The sequence below is a fragment of the Acinetobacter sp. MYb10 genome (genome assembly GCF_002980175.2).
Classification (GTDB): domain Bacteria; phylum Pseudomonadota; class Gammaproteobacteria; order Pseudomonadales; family Moraxellaceae; genus Acinetobacter; species Acinetobacter guillouiae.
In genome coordinates, this window is sequence record NZ_CP058272.1 from 4,375,005 (window position 1) to 4,391,775 (window position 16,771).

At 35.0% G+C, this 16,771-nt stretch carries 9 protein-coding genes, 1 tRNA gene and 3 pseudogenes; 7 read left to right on the top strand and 6 right to left on the bottom strand.

The genetic code is table 11. The features are described 5' to 3' along the window. Positions 1–57 precede the first annotated feature (57 nt). From CQZ96_RS20365 to CQZ96_RS20390, 6 genes and pseudogenes are all read left to right on the top strand, one after another. A tRNA-Ser gene (locus CQZ96_RS20365) sits at positions 58–147 on the top strand. A 168-nt stretch (positions 148–315) separates the two neighbouring features. Further along, positions 316–494: pseudogene (locus CQZ96_RS20370) on the top strand (Arm DNA-binding domain-containing protein); the annotation flags it as partial. 409 nt (positions 495–903) lie between these two features. Continuing rightward, positions 904–2,697 carry a ShlB/FhaC/HecB family hemolysin secretion/activation protein gene (locus tag CQZ96_RS20375; protein WP_051068456.1) on the top strand — a complete coding sequence of 598 codons (1,794 nt, stop codon included), beginning with the start codon at positions 904–906 and terminating at the stop codon, positions 2,695–2,697. 26 nt (positions 2,698–2,723) lie between these two features. Next, positions 2,724–9,065, top strand: coding sequence for a DUF637 domain-containing protein (locus tag CQZ96_RS20380; RefSeq protein WP_105713658.1), 6,342 nt, complete (start codon positions 2,724–2,726; stop codon positions 9,063–9,065). A gap of 14 nt (positions 9,066–9,079) precedes the next feature. Continuing rightward, the gene (locus CQZ96_RS20385; RefSeq protein ID WP_004724874.1) at positions 9,080–9,841 is read left to right on the top strand and encodes a hypothetical protein; all 762 of its coding nucleotides are present in this window, start codon (positions 9,080–9,082) and stop codon (positions 9,839–9,841) included. Positions 9,842–9,889: 48 nt separating this feature from the next. Continuing rightward, positions 9,890–10,348 (top strand): DUF2846 domain-containing protein, encoded by a 459-nt coding sequence (locus tag CQZ96_RS20390; RefSeq protein ID WP_004724873.1) that lies wholly within the window; start codon positions 9,890–9,892, stop codon positions 10,346–10,348. Positions 10,349–10,457: 109 nt separating this feature from the next. Here CQZ96_RS20390 and CQZ96_RS20395 read toward each other — a convergent pair whose 3' ends face one another. Together CQZ96_RS20395 and CQZ96_RS20400 are read right to left on the bottom strand one after the other, a co-directional pair. After that, the gene (locus CQZ96_RS20395; RefSeq protein ID WP_004724868.1) at positions 10,458–11,024 is read right to left on the bottom strand and encodes a hypothetical protein; all 567 of its coding nucleotides are present in this window, start codon (positions 11,022–11,024) and stop codon (positions 10,458–10,460) included. Positions 11,025–11,035: 11 nt separating this feature from the next. After that, positions 11,036–11,545 carry a hypothetical protein gene (locus CQZ96_RS20400; protein ID WP_004724866.1) on the bottom strand — a complete coding sequence of 170 codons (510 nt, stop codon included), beginning with the start codon at positions 11,543–11,545 and terminating at the stop codon, positions 11,036–11,038. Between the two features lie 336 nt (positions 11,546–11,881). Between CQZ96_RS20400 and CQZ96_RS20405 the strand changes: the two are divergent. Further along, positions 11,882–12,103, top strand: a pseudogene (locus CQZ96_RS20405) (transposase); the annotation flags it as partial. Between the two features lie 566 nt (positions 12,104–12,669). Here CQZ96_RS20405 and CQZ96_RS20410 read toward each other — a convergent pair. From CQZ96_RS20410 to CQZ96_RS20425, 4 genes and pseudogenes are all read right to left on the bottom strand, one after another. Further along, positions 12,670–13,476, bottom strand: coding sequence for an alpha/beta hydrolase (locus CQZ96_RS20410; protein ID WP_004724865.1), 807 nt, complete (start codon positions 13,474–13,476; stop codon positions 12,670–12,672). 402 nt (positions 13,477–13,878) lie between these two features. After that, a complete protein-coding gene (locus tag CQZ96_RS20415) occupies positions 13,879–14,415 on the bottom strand; it encodes a DUF4189 domain-containing protein (RefSeq protein WP_105713659.1) in 537 nt (178 codons plus the stop codon). A gap of 82 nt (positions 14,416–14,497) precedes the next feature. Further along, positions 14,498–15,086 (bottom strand): annotated as a pseudogene (locus tag CQZ96_RS20420) (IS1595 family transposase); the annotation flags it as partial. A gap of 387 nt (positions 15,087–15,473) precedes the next feature. Next, the gene (locus CQZ96_RS20425) at positions 15,474–16,712 is read right to left on the bottom strand and encodes an MFS transporter (protein WP_004724861.1); all 1,239 of its coding nucleotides are present in this window, start codon (positions 16,710–16,712) and stop codon (positions 15,474–15,476) included. Positions 16,713–16,771 lie beyond the last annotated feature (59 nt).

Genomic DNA, 16,771 nt, shown 5'->3' on the forward strand with positions numbered 1-16,771 from the left:
GTTTAAGTCTATTTTTTTCTTGTCAGAATTGGAAAAGCTTAGTATTCTTGCGCACATGGAAGCGTGGCAGAGCGGTTTAATGCACCGGTCTTGAAAACCGACGAGGGTGTGAGTCCTCCGTGAGTTCGAATCTCACCGCTTCCGCCACATTGAAGTTTCTGACACTGTTTAACACTATATAAGCAATTGACTTATAAGGTTAAAGTTGGAAACAGGCGGTATAGCAAGCTATGACACAGTACGTCAATAAGCGGTTATAAAGTTGTAAAAAATGCAGTAAGATAATTTCTTACTGCATTTTTTTTCTTATACGCTATGACTACAAGTGGAATCAATAAACTGACTGCTTTACAAATTAAAAAAGCAAGTCCTGACAAAATGTATAAGCTTCCTGATGGAGGTAATCTATATCTACGTATTGATTCCAGTGGCGCAAATATTGGATATTTAACTATACTCGTTCTTATATTAGTAAACGCAATGATTTGTCTTTAGATGATAGGCAGCCTGATTCTAGGTGCTCGTGGCAGGGCAGTAGATACTTTCGGTGTCAACCTCAAATAGGCCATTCAAATTGCCAAAGAGATTAATCAATAAAGTAAAAACTTTAGAGTTTAATTAGAGTAATGGGAATCACGATTTAAAAGAAATATTAACTTTAAAACTCTTCAAAAGCAGTTGTAAGATTTATGCTTTATTTTGGTTCGATTATAAACTTAAATTGCACTAAAAAAGTTCACTTATACCATAGTTAAAAATCCTAAATATAAATATAATTTCAATTAATTCAAAGTACTTGATTTATTTTTTGTTTAAAATATAAGCTATTAAATTATGAAGATATTGTGGATTATTTACAAATAAATGTATATTTGTGTAGTTTTTTTAACACTAAAATTATTAATGATTATTTTGACATGTAATAAAATAAAGAATTTATGTTTCATATCTTTAATATATTCTTATCCAATATTTTTGTATGCCGCTGACATAACATCAAAATCAGGTGTGGTTGATTTGACACCAGAAATTATTCGTCAAGATCAACGCATTAACGAACTTGAAAAAAAATTAGCTGATGAAAATATACTTTTAGCCCCACAACAAAAAATTGAAAAACTTGGTCGTGATCTTGTCATTGTTCCAGAAACTCCATGCTTTGAAATAAAGCAACTCAGTTTCGTTATAAATGATCCATTGCAGAGTAAAAATCAAAATATTTTCAATGGTTTGCGCTATAATTTGAGTCAGCCTGATTTTATTGTCGGACAATGTGTTGGAACTCAAAGCTTACAGAATCTAGTCAAATATGCTCAAAACGAGCTGATAAAACAAGGATTGATTACCACGCAAATTGTGGTTAATCCACAAGACTTGACTCAAGGTCATCTAGTTTTAAATATCCATGCAGGTCGAATTCATCAAATACTTTCAAAGGATAAATCTGTAAATAAGATAGAGATATTTGCTGCATTACCGATAAAAAATAATGAAATTTTAAATCTTAAAAAAATTGATCAAGGTTTAGAAAATCTCAAACGCACATCGAACCGAGATGTAGATATCAAAATAGAACCAGCTGTAGCTCAAGATGGTAAAGAACTGGTTGGTTTTAGTGATCTTATTGTGACGTCTAGGCCTTATAAAAAATTTGGATTGAGCTTAAATATTGATAATTCAGGATCAAAAAGTACGGGTGAATATATTGGAAGTTTAGGAATTAGCTTAAACAATCCATTGAATTTAAATGATTCACTTAATATCAATTTAAGTCATTCACTCGATGATTGGCAAAAAGATTTAAACCGAAGCATTTATCTCAGCTATTCAATTCCATTTCGAAATTATGAGTTATCTGCGACCCATAATGAATATAGATATGAACAAAATATAGCGGGCTTTAATGGGCCAATTTTATATAGTGGAGAAACCAAGCAAAGTAATCTTATGCTCTCACGTATGATCAGCCGTGGTGCGCATCATAAAACCAGTATTTATACCAAAGGCTATCATAAAAAAAATCAAACTTTTATTGAAAATACTGAAGTTAATGTGATGCATAGACAAACTGCAGGATGGAATGCAGGTATTCAACATCGACAATATATTGGCAATGCATTACTCGATTTAAATCTTGATTATCGACGTGGTACAGGGGCATTGAATGCTCAATCGGCCCCAGAAGAAAGAATTACCATTTATGATCCTGTGAAAGAACAACAAATCCTTCTTCCTGCTGAAGGATATGCTCGCGCTCCGATTTGGAGTGCTGAGCTTCGCTATTCCCAGCCTTTTACGATTCTAGATCATCCTGTGCAATACCGCTTAAATTGGCGCGGACAATTTGCACCCAAAATTTTAGTTCCTCAAGACCGTTTTTATATTGGTGGGCGTTACAGTGTTCGAGGCTTTGATGGCGAGCTCATGCTGTCAGGCGATAACGGTCACTATTTACAACAAGAATTGAATTGGAACTCTCCTATCCCTGCAACTCAGTTTTATGCAGCTATCGATCAAGGGTGGGTCAATGGTAGAAATAGCTATTCTGGACAACGTTATTTGATGGGAAGTGTATTTGGGACACGTAGTTATTTTAAAGGTGTGTATTTAGATACCTTTATTGGTCATGGTATCAAGGCACCTAAGCTCATTAAAAAAGATTGGGTTACAGGCTTTAGTTTAAATTTTTCATATTAATCAAAAAACATTTAGGAACTTAAGAAATGAATAAAAACCGTTATCGTATTATTTTTAGTAAAGCAAAAAATATGTTTATTGCTGTGGCTGAAAATATCAAAAGTCAGAGTAAAGCTACAGGTCAAAGTACGTATTCAACTCCAATTGCAGAGTCTGTGAATACACAGGATTCAAAATCATTTCATCAATTGTGGCAAGTGAAAAGTATTGTCGCATCGATGAGCTTATTTATGGCATTTTCACCTGTTTATGCACAGATGCAGGCAGATCCAAATGCTGCAGCTTCACAAAGAGCCAGTATAGGGGTAGGGAAAAACCAACAGGGTCAAAATGTACCTGTGGTGAATATTCAAACACCTAAAAATGGTGTGTCGCATAACGTCTATAACCAATTTGATGTATTGCAACCCGGTGTTGTATTAAACAACAGCCGTAATGGTGCAGGTTCAGTGATTGTGGGGCAAGTAGGGGCTAACCCTTATCTACAAACAGGTGAAGCAAGGGTTATTCTCAATGAGGTCAACTCTTCGGCAGCATCACAATTCCGAGGAAATCTAGAGATTGCAGGGCAGCGTGCAGATGTGATTATTGCCAACCCATCTGGAATTAATATTCAGGGTGGCGGTTTTATCAATGCCAATAAGGCAATTTTTACCACAGGTAAGCCACAGCTGAATGCTGATGGAAGTATTAAGCAGTTTGTGGTAAATCAAGGGAAAGTCAACGTTAATTCAACAGCAAATAACTTAGGATTGGGTGGGAATAACAACAATGCCGACTATGTTGATATCTATGCCAAAGCAGTAGAACTCAACGCTCAAGTACATGCCAATCAAGCCTTACAAGTGATTACGGGTTCAAACACAATAAGTGAAGACTTAACGTCAATCACACCGAATCAAGCGAATAGTACCACACCAACATTTGCACTCGATGTAAAAGCGCTCGGTGGAATGTATGCCAATAATATTTTTATCATCGGTACAGACAAAGGCTTAGGGGTGAGCAATGCTGGAACTATTCAATCTCCACAAAGCTTAGTGATTACCAGCGCAGGTAAAATCGAAAATACAGGTACGATGAAAAACACCAACCCACAGGGAAGTTTACTCAGTATCAGTACAGGTGATGGTGCTGATATTGTGAGTAGTGGAGCAATGCTTTCCAATGGTAATTTATTCTTGGAGTCTGGTCAGAACATCACTTTAGATCGTGCCCGATTAGAAAAACTTGGGACAGAAAATCCCAATATTATTTCTGTTAAAGCCAAGGGGGATGTCAATTTACTGAATAGTACTAATGTTCAGAACTTTAGTGAAAGTGAAAATTTATACATTGATGCTAGTAATATCAATCTTGGCAATGATATCAACCTTGGTGTGAATGGTTCAATCTTTCTTGAAGCAAAACAAAATCTAAAAGCCGATGCAGTGAGAAATATCTCAGCCACCCATGATGTCAATCTGACTGCTGGTGATTTATTAACACTCAAAAATACACCTGTCTGGGCAAATTCAGGAAATATAAATTTAGCGACAAGTAAAGCTGGTTCAAACCTTAGTTTGACTTCGACCCGTTTAAATGCTGAAAAAGATGTAAATATTTATGGAGCTAATTCGGTTTCTATTAACAATCTTGGTCTAGATAAAGTAGGACAAACAACAAAAACTAAAAATTTTAATGTGAATGCTCAAGGCAATTTAACTTGGCAAAATGCAGGGACTACTTTACCTACATTCACGGGCAAATTAGATTTACGCTCAAATGGTAAATTAGATATTTTAGGAAGTCAGTTCATTGCAAATGAAGGAATCAACTTATTAGGAAAAGAGTTGCTACTGAACAGTCAACTCAAAACAAATAAAGATATCAACCTGACAGCATCTGAAAACAATGTAAATTTAAACCTCGGAACAAATTTATCAGCAGGAACAGATATTAATGTCTCGGCTTTGAAAGGCAATATTAATACCAAGAATTTAAAAGCAGTTTCAGAGGCAGGGAAAGCTTCATTTATTGCATATGGGGATACCAATTTACAATCTGATTCAAATAGTGTCTCAACCCAGGTAAATGCAAAAAAAGGAATCACTATTGCATCAATAGGTACAGGGGATGTCAATATAAAGTTAGCCGAACTTAGTTCTACTGAAGGTGGCGTAAAAGTCCAAAGTGATAAAAAAATTGATATAAATAATACAAATATTAATGCAAAAGGAAATGTAGAAATATTTGCAAATCATAATTTGGTATTTAGTGGCGTAAATTCGAACTCTAATTCGCATACTGCAATCAATGGAAGTCGAATATTTTTTAATAGTTCCCCTGATGGTCTTGGTGTGTCCCCTTTATTTTTAGATAATAGTACAAGTCAATTTAAGTCAGATGGACTTTTATCCGTAACCAGTAAAGATGGGTCTATTTTTGCACAAAATTTGAAACTTACAGGTGGTGCAACACTTATTGAATCTGGCTACTTCGTTGATAAAAAATCAGTTGAACTGAATGCGATTGGAAGTCAATTGCTTAGATCAGATGCAAAATTAAATAGCCTAGATGGTGATTTATCCTTACAGATCGATAATGGACTGAGAATAGATCCCAAAAGTATTAAATTAAATGCAACCGGTGATATAGATCTCATCTCTAAAAATGGGGCCACAACATTAGTGGGATATGGTGGGGCAAATGGTCAGGGTTCTGAGGAGGTCGTGAATCTAACTACAGCGAATGGTGGAATTACTTTAGAAGGCGAGTTTGTAATTTTAGAAGGCGCAAAATTAAACGCAAAAAAAGATATAAAAATCGTTGCAAATAGAGACCAAATCACAATAAACGGGATAAAAAACAAAGTCAGTAATTATGTAAGTACTAAACACATCAATGATGCAAATGCTGAAAAAGCTTTATTACAAGAATCCTTAAGAGTTATTCAAGCTGATACTGATTATAAATCTTTAATCAGTAAGAGAGATAATGTAATACCTGGGTCAACAGTTAACAGTTCTCTCAGATCACTCAATGAAATTAAAGAAAGGTTAGAAAAAAAATATCCGATTAAAATTAATATTAATATGCAGGTGGCTTCATCAAGAACAAAAAAAATTAAAATTGAAATTAATAATGAAATAGAACAAAGAGTTTCGGATTTAGATAAATTAGTGACCTTTTTAAATGCAGGCGTCTATGGGGACGAACATGTCGCAGCAGTTCTGACTAGTGAAAGTGGAAATATCAACTTGACTTCAGCCCGAGGGGTGTCAATTAGTGGATCAGAGTTAGCATCAAAAACAGGATTGATCGATATAGAAGCTCAAGGTTTACTATATGATCCTTATAAAATAACGACTCAACAACCTAATGGTAAGCCTCAGCAAATTAACGCAAGTATTGTGATCGATGGTACTGTTGATCTATTTGAAAAAGGCAATCCAAATGATGGAAGATACACTTATGCATCTAAAGTCAATCCTACAATACTAAATGCTTCAAAAGGAGTGAATATAAGAACCACAGGTAAAGCTAATGGGAACAACTTGGTTTTACAAGGGACGGGTATCACATCACAAAATGGAGATGTTAAGATTGAGTCATTTAAGAATATATTATTCGATGCTGCACTTGAGCAAAGTTATGACAAATCAGGTTCACAGCAAATAAAAAGATCTTGGCTAGGACTTAAGAAAAAGTATATCAATACAAAAACTGTAAGTGAAAATATAGGTGCTGCATCCGTTGATATTCAGGCCAAAAATATTTCGATAGAAAGTAAAGAAATTAATAATCCTAATAATAGTATAGATATTTACTCTGGAAAACTTGATGCTACAGGAAATATTTCAATACGCTCAGGTGGAAATATAAATTTTTATACAGTGAATAGATCATCCTCCACTATTAGTGATATTACAAAAGAGTCTTCATTCGCGGGAATCAAATATAACGATTCTAAAACCAACTCTAGTCGTTCACAAATTTCGCAAATACCAGTGACATTAACCGCTGATTATATTGGGGTGAAGTCAGGCTTTGATACACGCTTAGTAGGTACAGAATTTAACTACCTCAGTGGAGCCCAAATAGAATCTGGTGGAAAGACTTTTATAGATCCAGCAATAACAAAGATTGAAGATATTGTTCAAAAACAAAAAAAATCTATAGTTTGGCAATCAATGCAAGATAAAGGATCAGTTACTGAAACTGGAACATTACCCAGCTTTAACGGACCTACTCCACCTGTTTTTAAAGCAGATGGAGGGATAACTGTACAAATACCTGTAGGTGAGCGTGATCAGAATAAGGTACAAATTAGAGATGAAATATTAAGATTAGCAAACCAACCTGGCAATCAATATCTTAAAGACTTTGTGAACCGCAACGATGTTGATTGGAATAAAATTATTCTTGCTCAAAAGGGATGGGACTATAAGTCTCAAGGTTTAACTGGAGCAGCTGCTGCAATTATTGTGATTATTGTTGCAATTGTTACCTATGGAGCAGGAACAGCAGTCGCAGCAGGAACAGCGGCGGGTGGGACAGCAGCAGGAGGTACAACAGTAGGTTTGGGTGCCAGCATGATAGGTACAGCAGGTATCACAACCACAACAACTGCTGGAGTAACAACAATTGGTGTTTCGACATTAGGAACTATGGCAAATGCTGCTGTAGCTTCGATTGCAACACAAACGAGCATTAGCTTGATTAATAATGGTGGGGATGTCGCTGCAACATTTAAAGAGTTAGGTAGTAAGGAATATATAAAGAGTTTAGCGACTTCTGTTGTTACTGCTGGAGTAATTGATAAGCTTGGTGGTACAAACTTGATGTCTCAGTTAAAAGGTACAGGAATAACAGATCGGGTTGCTACAAATTTAATTAATTCAACAGCATCTGCATTAGTTAATTCGGGAATAAATGGGGGGAGTCTTTCAGATAATCTACAAACAGCCTTATTGACTGGTTTTGCAGATGCAATTCAAGGTTTTACAGCTGAAAATATTTCAGGTCTACAGAAGGGAACAAATTTAGATATAGATTATATTGTTCATAAAGTAGCTCATGCAGCAGCTGGTTGCGTGGCAGGAGCTATACAAAAAGACTGTGAGGCTGGAGCATTAGGAGCTTCACTTGGTGAGATTTTTGCGCAAGCAATTACAGGAGATAAGTTTACTTATACTGATCAAGAGCTGATTAAAATAAAAAATATTAGTAAAGTTTTTGCTGCATCGGTTGCAGCTGCTGGTGGATATGATGTAAATATTGCTGCAAACTCTGCAGAAAATGCATTAACTAATAATTGGCTCGGAACACAGCAAAAATTTCAAAAAGATTTAGAATATGCTAAGGCTAATAGTTTAGGTGATGTGGCTGTATATGTTAAATATGGCAGTTTAGATAGTGTGCAAGATAAATTAACTAAGGCAGGATTTGCTGCAGGGGTAGTCTATTCTGCTGGTTCTGATGCAAAAGGTGTTGTAGAAGCAATACTCAGTCCAGTTGATACATTTAATGGATTAAAATCGATAATCACTGATCCAGAAGTTAGGGCTCAGTTAAGTGACTCAGCCTTTGCTAGCTTAAATACAAAAATGCAAAGGATAGATAATAATTTAAAAACTGGCGGTTTATCACAAGCGAGTCAAGTAGGCTATGATTTAGGGACATTAACTTGGGAGGCTGCGGGATTACTTGTACTCGTCAAAGGGGCTGCAACTGCAACTGCAAAATTAGGTACTGTTGGTGTAAAAATTACACAAACTACAGCAACCGCTGCTAAAAATGCAGCGACTTATAATATGCCTGTCCTGACAGGAATGTCAGCAGTTCAATCAAAAAAAATCATTAAAGCCATTCAAGTTCCTACTCTATTTAGAAAGTTCAATGATGTTGTATTAGACCCTAAACTACCAGATCCTGTGGCTGGGTATGATTATAAACCTCCAGTTTTAACTAACGGAACATCAAAAAATCAATATTCTCAAGTAAATGGTTATAAAACAGAATTATACTTAGCAAATGATGTTGCGAATCTACCAAACCAAGTGGTTTTAAAATATGGTGCAAAAGGGCATGGTTCAGACATTATCTCTGTTGATGTTAGTAATGGTAGCGTATACCTTTGGGATGCGAAATATCGAAGTGGGAAAGTAAACTTGAAGGAGGCATCAACTACTTTTACAAGTCCATCAGCTTTTGCTAACGTTAAGAAAGAAGCATTGGACTATATCCAAAAGTCTAATTTATCATCAGATGTAAAAATATTGGCTTTAAATAACATTAATTCAGGGACTTTCACAACTTACACTGTTGCGGCTGGGAACGTTAAAAACTCAGTAATTTATAGGTGTGTAAAAGGTGTGTGTAATTAATTCGGAGATTTTAAATGTTTGATCCAAAAAGAAATAAAGTGGTCTTTTTTGAGTTTACTTTAGGTTACATGCATCATATGACGACAAGTTCTGAGCCATTTCCTCTAGGAAATTCAGCTATTTATTTACTAGATCAAGTTATATCCGGGTACTTAGTTGATATAAAAAAAGATGTTGATATTTATCTACCTACAATACATAGATGGCTTGATATAGCAATTGAAAAAAAAGAGATTTTTGGTCAAGGTGATAGTCTAACATTTTATCACTCTCAATTAATTAAGAACAAAGCATTAGCACTATGGTTGTCTAATACAGTTAATGCTGAGGAAGAGTGGGAAAAGTCTTTTCAATTTTGGTCAAAATTTGATGATCCAAATATTAATATTTATCCGAAAAGGTCCCTTAAAACAGATTTTTTAGATGATTTTATGCAATTGTGTGTGCAATGTGAGCAATATCAAGCAGGTATAGATCGTTTTGAGCAATATCATGGAAAAAAAGAAATCTCTATTAAGCGTAAATTAACACCTCGAGAGTATGGATATTTATTATGTCTAAATCATTTAGAACCGAAATATACTCCTTTAGAACTTGCTGAGTGTGGTGGCAAAATGCTCAGTCGATATATGGAGGAGCCATGGCTGCGTATGGGACTTTATAGTTATGCTGCTACTTGGCTCAAAATAGTCTATTGGGATCATAAAGTTACGACGAATGCATTTGATACAATTAAAAAAGCCTATGAATGTATGCCAAATACAGAACCACTTTAATTAAATAAGCATTCAAATTATGATTTTTTAACTAAGTAGAGTACAAAAATGAATAAAACGTTATTCGCTATATTTGCAACAACATTTCTTTTTACAGGATGTGCGTCTGTACCTGTTGCTAATCAGGAACTAACAGCATCAGCTAAACAATTTAAGCAACCTGAACAAGGTAAATCTGGATTATATATTTACCGTACTGGTGGGTTTGGTGGTGCACTTAAAAAAGATATCAAAATCAATGGTAACTGCATTGGTGAAACAGCACCAAATGTTTTCTTTCATGAGGAAGTTTCAGGCGATCAGGAGTATACCATTTCAACTGAATCAGAATTTTCACCTAATGACCTTAAACTTCAAGCCAAGAGCGGAGAGAATTATTATATTAAACAGTATATGAGACCTGGTCTGGTGGTCGCTGGAGCAGGGCTAAAATTGGTTGATAATGCAGAAGGTCAGAAAGCTATCCAGAAATTGAAACTGGCAGAAAAGGGTACTTGCAATAAATAAAATACTTCCATTTCATGATATCAAATTAATTGAAATTTTTAGATTTTTTATTTATAGACTTCTGAAAATATGGGCAGTTCATCATGATGATAAGCTGCTCCAATAATTTTTAACGAGTTCCCATCTTATTGATAATGGTAATAGGTACTGTATATCCTTGAGTCGCATTAGGTCTTGGTTCGAGGAACTCCTGAATTGGTTGATACGTAATAGGGTCCGCTCGCCATAACTCTACACCATTAACAAGTTCAGTCACAGGTTTTTTTGCTTCTAAATCATTAACCCAAAACACACAACCTTGTTGTTTATTTGGATTTAATTCATAGCCGACTTGGTAACTTTTATTTGGCTGAATATGTACTTTGACTAAATTTGTATAGTTAAATGCACCTCGACCACACCAAATTTGTAAATCATGTTCACCAGCTTGCAGAATTAAAGGCTCTTTGAGCTGATGGTAGCCATTCTCTACTTTCTTTTTATCTACTGCAAAGACAAAAGCAATCGTGTCTGCTAAATATTTACGATCATAGAGATCACCAATGATGGTTGCTGTTTGTGATGGTGCTTGAGGTGGAGAATAGTATTCAATAGCTGGTTTACTCTTGGGTGTACTAATACAACCAATGAAAATGATCGGTACACTTAGAATTGAGATTTTAAAAAATAGATGCATATTCAATCCCTTTATTTATTAATAATGACAGGCATATAAATTTGTTGAGGTTGATTTGCTACTGTATGAGCAAATTGCTTTTCTGTTATCACCTCACCCGTTGTTAAATCTTCAATCCAAAACTGAATGCCTTGTTTATGGCTGTTTTTATCCGCTTGATTGGTTTTGATTTGATATTTTTGCCCTGTTTGAGCAGTAAAATTGAGCTCACCTGAAGAAAATAATTGCTGAGCATCAGAGGTGAAGCGAACAGTTGTCTGTGTGGGTAGAATGGAATAGGTTTTATTCCAGTCTTTTGATTGGTTTAATGTGGCTTTGCCATTGATTTGATTAATATAAATACGGGCATTTACAAACTTAAATGGCGTACTTGTATTTTGAAAACCTTCAATTGTTGCGAGTTGTGCTGAATCAATATTTTGAGGTACTTGATAAAGTAATTCTTTAGGAATCTCTGCAAAGATTACGTGTGAATATAAAAGAGAAGCAAGCGATATTGTCTTAATTAATTTATTATTCATACAAAATTAAGCCTATAATGTTAGAAGCTATCTTTAGAATTTTACTAAAACTGTTCATTAGTAAGTATATAACAAATGACATTGGCTCAGCAGACTACATTTATATTCTTTTAAAGTAACTCATTCTGAATTGCTAAAACAGTACATAATTCTTTCCTAATGACATTTCTTGGAGTGCCTGAAAAAGTGATTCATTTGACGCGAGTGCATCTAAATCCACAGCCAAAACTTAACAATTGCTTTATCCTAGGCCTGTAATTTTTACTATTACAGACTTAAACCAGCTTTATTGAACAAACTTATTCTTAAAGTCTTCTTTAGCAATATAATTTTCGAATAAAGAAGCCTGCGCCAAAACTCTTTCGTACAACTAATTGGTCCTCATATAATCGTGCTTTAACAAATCGTGGAAATATGTCAATTTGGTTTGATACTAAGACTCCATACTATGCTTATTCGCAAGGAAAGCATGGACGAAATCAAACCTATTCCGATACAGCGATTCAATGCTTTTTGATGATCAAATCTCTATTCCGACTTTCTTTGCATATATTAACAGAGCTTTGCTTAAAGCCTCATTAGCTTATAAGGTTTGACTTGGACAGTCCCAAAGTTTTTCAATGTAAACTTCGCGTAAGGGGGGAATTATTACGAGTTTGAAAATTGATACGATATAGAAATAGTATCGAACTCTAATCAGCTAAGGTAAACAAGTCTTGGTTTTGAAATAGATAGATACAAAGAAATTATAATGAAGTAAAAATAGCAGTAAAAAAATTAAATATAAAATATTTTATATATTAAATATTTATACCTTAAATGTGGCTATAACCGCTTCCGCCAAATATCTTAAAGGGAATCAAATGAATAGTTTGATTCCCTTTTTCTTTGGCACAATTTTGGAACTATTCGAAATTGTAGCTGATGACTATTCAAGTCCATTGACGACGCTACGCAACATTTGGCTGCTATTGTATTGATCGCGATCTCAGCGAATAGCGACATCCAGAGCCATTCCAAAATGGACAAAATATTTTTCTATAGATTTTAGCTGCAGGCTTATTCACCTAAGAATCATATTGCTGAATAAGCCTTAGAGATAGGTTTGTGCAACAAAACCGTTTCTAAGCAAAATGCCGCTTTAAAAAGGGTATTACGCATTCTGAATATTGTTCAGGGAAATCTCGGTAAATATAAGTATGTTCTGCATCCGCGAAGATTTTAATTTCTACTTTTGTTACATGGTCGAGCCCTACTTTAAGCCGGTGGCCAAACTCGGGTGGGGTATAAATATCTTTTTCTCCATACATTAATAAGATGGGTGGTTGATATTTTACCTGTGTAGATTTTGCTAACGGATTGAGTTCCTGATTAAGCTTAGGTAGCAGTGTATTTGATACCTTGAGCATTGCATGAGCGACTGGATAATGTTTCCAAAACTCTGGTAATGTCGGAAATGCGCCTTCAAATACTGCAATTTTATATGGGTGTCCATCTTTTGCTAATGAGCATAGTCCCCAAGCTGCACCAAATGACGCACCAATTAAACCTACATTTAATTCGGGTGTTCGCTTTTGAGCATATATCCCTGCATGATATACATCATTGGGATAGTCAAATGAGAATCCTTCACTTTCTCCAAAACCATTAGCATCATAAATAAGTACGTTATAGCCATTTTTTAAAAATAGATCCGCATGTCCGTAACGGAGCCAAAATGCTTTAGCCGCTTTTCCCATTGGATGAGCAAGTACTAAAGTTGCTTTTGCCGCTGGTGCACTTTTCCAATAACCAGCGAGTGTTTGCTGGTCAGTTAAGGGAATAGTGACAGCCTCCCAGTCTTCTTTAGAAATAGCTTGAGGCCAAATCCAAGGTACTTCGAATCTTCCAAAAAATGGCTTTCGTAGAATTTGGTGAGCAATTTTTTTCATTTTGGTTATCCAATATTTTTCAAAGTTTATAATATCTAATAAAGTTCCTTTTTGGAACTTGTATTTCAAAATGTATTACTTATTGATTTTCTTTATGGAAATTGGGTATAGCTCATATTTTAATCATCTTAATGATACATCGGAAAAACATGACGAATACGTTGAAATCAAGAAATGGAATAGATCAATTATCATTTATTTTTTAATTACATATAGAGCTCAATACCCATAATTCGAGTTAATAAGCCAAATTACTGAAAAAAGATCCTGCAATAAAAAAATTGTCGTGTTTTAAAAGTCCAAGTAGTGTTTCTGGCATATTGTTGTTTTACCTTTATGCAGATTAATAAAGGCAAAATCATCATTTGCGGTGTGAACCAGTAAATTATGTTTTTGTTAGTGCTAATATCCGAGACTACAACCAGAATATACAATACGACAAGGTTGTAAATTTTCACTTAAACAAAACACTAATGCACCTTTTTTAGCCCCATCCTCTGAAAAATCAAGTAAAATTTTTGATTTTTGACCATCATTAATTGGATCAGCTATAGCAACACAGCGATTAGAATATGTTTTAGATACTTCACATTTTTGTCCGCCATCCTGTTGACACGCTTTTAATGCTTTTGTTTGTGCCTCATCTTTAGATTTAAAATTTCTTGTAAAACCAATTGGACGCCCTTTTAAGCCTTTACTTTTATCTTCTGCAATTGCACCCCATAATGTTTCAATCATAGGGTACAAAGTTGGATTTTGATTCGTATATCCACCACTTCCTCCACCTGGAATAGGTGCGCAACCTTGAGCACCTTGCCCACCTATTGGATAATAGCCTGAAGGACAATTCCCTTCAGCATGTACATTCTCAATAGTTAAATAAATGATAAGAATAAAGAAAATGGATAAATAAAAAAACTGATTATTTGTCAATGTCATTCATTAAACTCCTTTAAGATCATGGCTTAATAATAAGAAAAGCTATGAATTATTTTAAATAAATTCTTTATTCTAAAAACTAGCATTTTTTCAAAAACAAAGGAAATGATTCTTCGGAATACTATTATATTTTCGCAGTATTCTTTTCGCTTGATTCCAAAAATTTTCGATTCCATTAATATGATTTTTCCCATTTGCAAAGCGATTAGAACAATTAATTCTATGATGGCAGAACCCCGCATCATCTAGAGCATTGTAACTACGCCATTGATCAGTATAGACGATGCTATCAGGTGTTATTTTCTTTGCAATTACAGACATTAAGGTACTTGATTTAGTATCTCGAATAACAACGGTATAGGCCACGCCATTACGCTTTAATAATCCAAAAACTATCATTTTATTCGTGGCACCACGACAAGGCTTACCCTTAGAAGTGCAGCCAAAATAGCTTTCATCTAACTTAATCTCACCATCAAATATTTCGAGAGCTTTTATCTCTAAATAATAAGCAATAATTTTACGAATTTTAGTAATGAACAGCGTAGCCGAATTATGATGAATTTCTAATAAATCAGCAGCTGCTCTTGCAGTCAGATCGAGCACGAAAATACTCGAAATTTTAATTGAGTTTTCTTGTTTAATTTACAATTGGTTCGCTTTATTTTCATAGATTAGCACCTTGTTAATCTAGTATAGCTTCTAATTTTTTATACCCAACGAAATTTTAATAGGGAACTAAATTGCCTAAAACTAATTGATTGTATATAAAAAAAAAGTTGTTGCTCTCCTTATTTAAAGAGGAAAGAAAATATAAAAATAAAAGGTGTAAATATATTTAAAAGATAAATAATTTAATATGATAGGAACGCAAAATCACCCACTATGAATCAAGGTGGCTTAGTAAAGAATTTTGAAGCATTATCAGCCCTCCTTTTTTAAAGGAGGGTGTTTTATGAATTTTTATCCAATAATTTAGCTTAATTAACTGGCAATACTTACTAGTAGATACTTTCTTATCAGTTCAAGTTCACTACTATGGGGAGTTTAATTTCAAATCATTCAATACGCTGTATTTTACGAGGAGCTGTTTCTTTAATAAAGAAACTGATGACTACACCAATACTTGTACCGACTAAGCTCAAATAAAAAATATTTTGAATACCATAACGTTCTGCGACTATTCCCGATAGGACTGGCGCAATACCTCCACCAAATATTTCTCCAGCACCGACGACTAAGCCGATTGAAGATGCAACTAAACCCGCGGGCGCAGATTCTGCCGCAATCGGTCCAGAAAGAAGTGCAATCAATCCTAAACTGAAAAAAGACAAGATAAATAATAAACTGAATAGACCAAGTAACGAAGGTGCTGCATTTGAGAATAAAAGAATAAAGATGGTTGAGCCAATGAAACTTAAGATTGATGCTGCACGACGGCCAATCCAGTCAGAGAATGATGGGATCAAGAATTGTCCTAAAAAGCCACCAAAACCAATTGCAGATACAATGATTCCCATGTCCTGTACATTCAATTTAAGGTGATTCTCTAGATAAAGTGGTAGCATTGCACTGATGACAAATACACAAGACATTGTGCAAAATAATCCAATCATACTGAGTAAAATATTACGGTTTTTTAATACAGCAATCCAATTCACTTTTTCTTGATTCTGAGTTTGTTTCTCTAAAATAAGTAATTGTCCACCTTGCGTTTGTTCAGGTTCACGTAAAACAAAAAAGAGAAATACTGCAAGAATAAAACCAGGAATAGCCACGACCCAGAAAACTTCACGCCATGAAGGAAGAACAAGCATTAATTGCGTCGCAATAATGGGTCCTAATCCTAAACCAAATAAAGCAAATCCACTCTGTTGTAGTCCTTGTAACATTCCTCTACGTGATGGTTTTGCTGCTACAGCAGTTGCTGCAAAACTGGTCGGACAAAAGGCACCCTCTGAAACACCCATGAGCGCACGTATAAGAATCAAACTAGTTAGCCCCATGGCAGCACCAGAAAAGCCAGATGCGAGTGAGAAAACAACCAAAGAAAGAATGAGGATTTTACGATGACCAATTTTATCTGAAAGCCGACCAGCAAAGATTGCGAAAACACCCCAAGTAACACCTAGAGCACCAAAAATTAAACCGACATCTTGATAGTTTAAAGAAAGATCTTTCATGATGGACGGAAGAAGAGGGGCAATGATCCAGCGATCTAATCCGACTAAACCAAATCCGAGTGTGAGTAAAAGTACGATCTTCCATTCGTAAGACGTGTCCCATTGTTTTTGCATTTTGTATTCCTTGTCATTCGCGAAGTGTTTAACTCGCGATTCCTGCGAGTTGACAAAAA

Bases quoted from the DNA above. Each gene is read 5' to 3' on its own strand.
- CQZ96_RS20415 (WP_105713659.1), bottom strand. From the start codon at position 14,415: ATGACATTGACAAATAATCAGTTTTTTTATTTATCCATTTTCTTTATT.
- CQZ96_RS20380 (WP_105713658.1), top strand. From the start codon at position 2,724: ATGAATAAAAACCGTTATCGTATTATTTTTAGTAAAGCAAAAAATATG.
- CQZ96_RS20400 (WP_004724866.1), bottom strand. From the start codon at position 11,545: ATGAATAATAAATTAATTAAGACAATATCGCTTGCTTCTCTTTTATAT.
- CQZ96_RS20385 (WP_004724874.1), top strand. From the start codon at position 9,080: ATGTTTGATCCAAAAAGAAATAAAGTGGTCTTTTTTGAGTTTACTTTA.
- CQZ96_RS20395 (WP_004724868.1), bottom strand. From the start codon at position 11,024: ATGCATCTATTTTTTAAAATCTCAATTCTAAGTGTACCGATCATTTTC.
- CQZ96_RS20425 (WP_004724861.1), bottom strand. From the start codon at position 16,712: ATGCAAAAACAATGGGACACGTCTTACGAATGGAAGATCGTACTTTTA.
- CQZ96_RS20410 (WP_004724865.1), bottom strand. From the start codon at position 13,476: ATGAAAAAAATTGCTCACCAAATTCTACGAAAGCCATTTTTTGGAAGA.
- CQZ96_RS20390 (WP_004724873.1), top strand. From the start codon at position 9,890: ATGAATAAAACGTTATTCGCTATATTTGCAACAACATTTCTTTTTACA.
- CQZ96_RS20375 (WP_051068456.1), top strand. From the start codon at position 904: ATGATTATTTTGACATGTAATAAAATAAAGAATTTATGTTTCATATCT.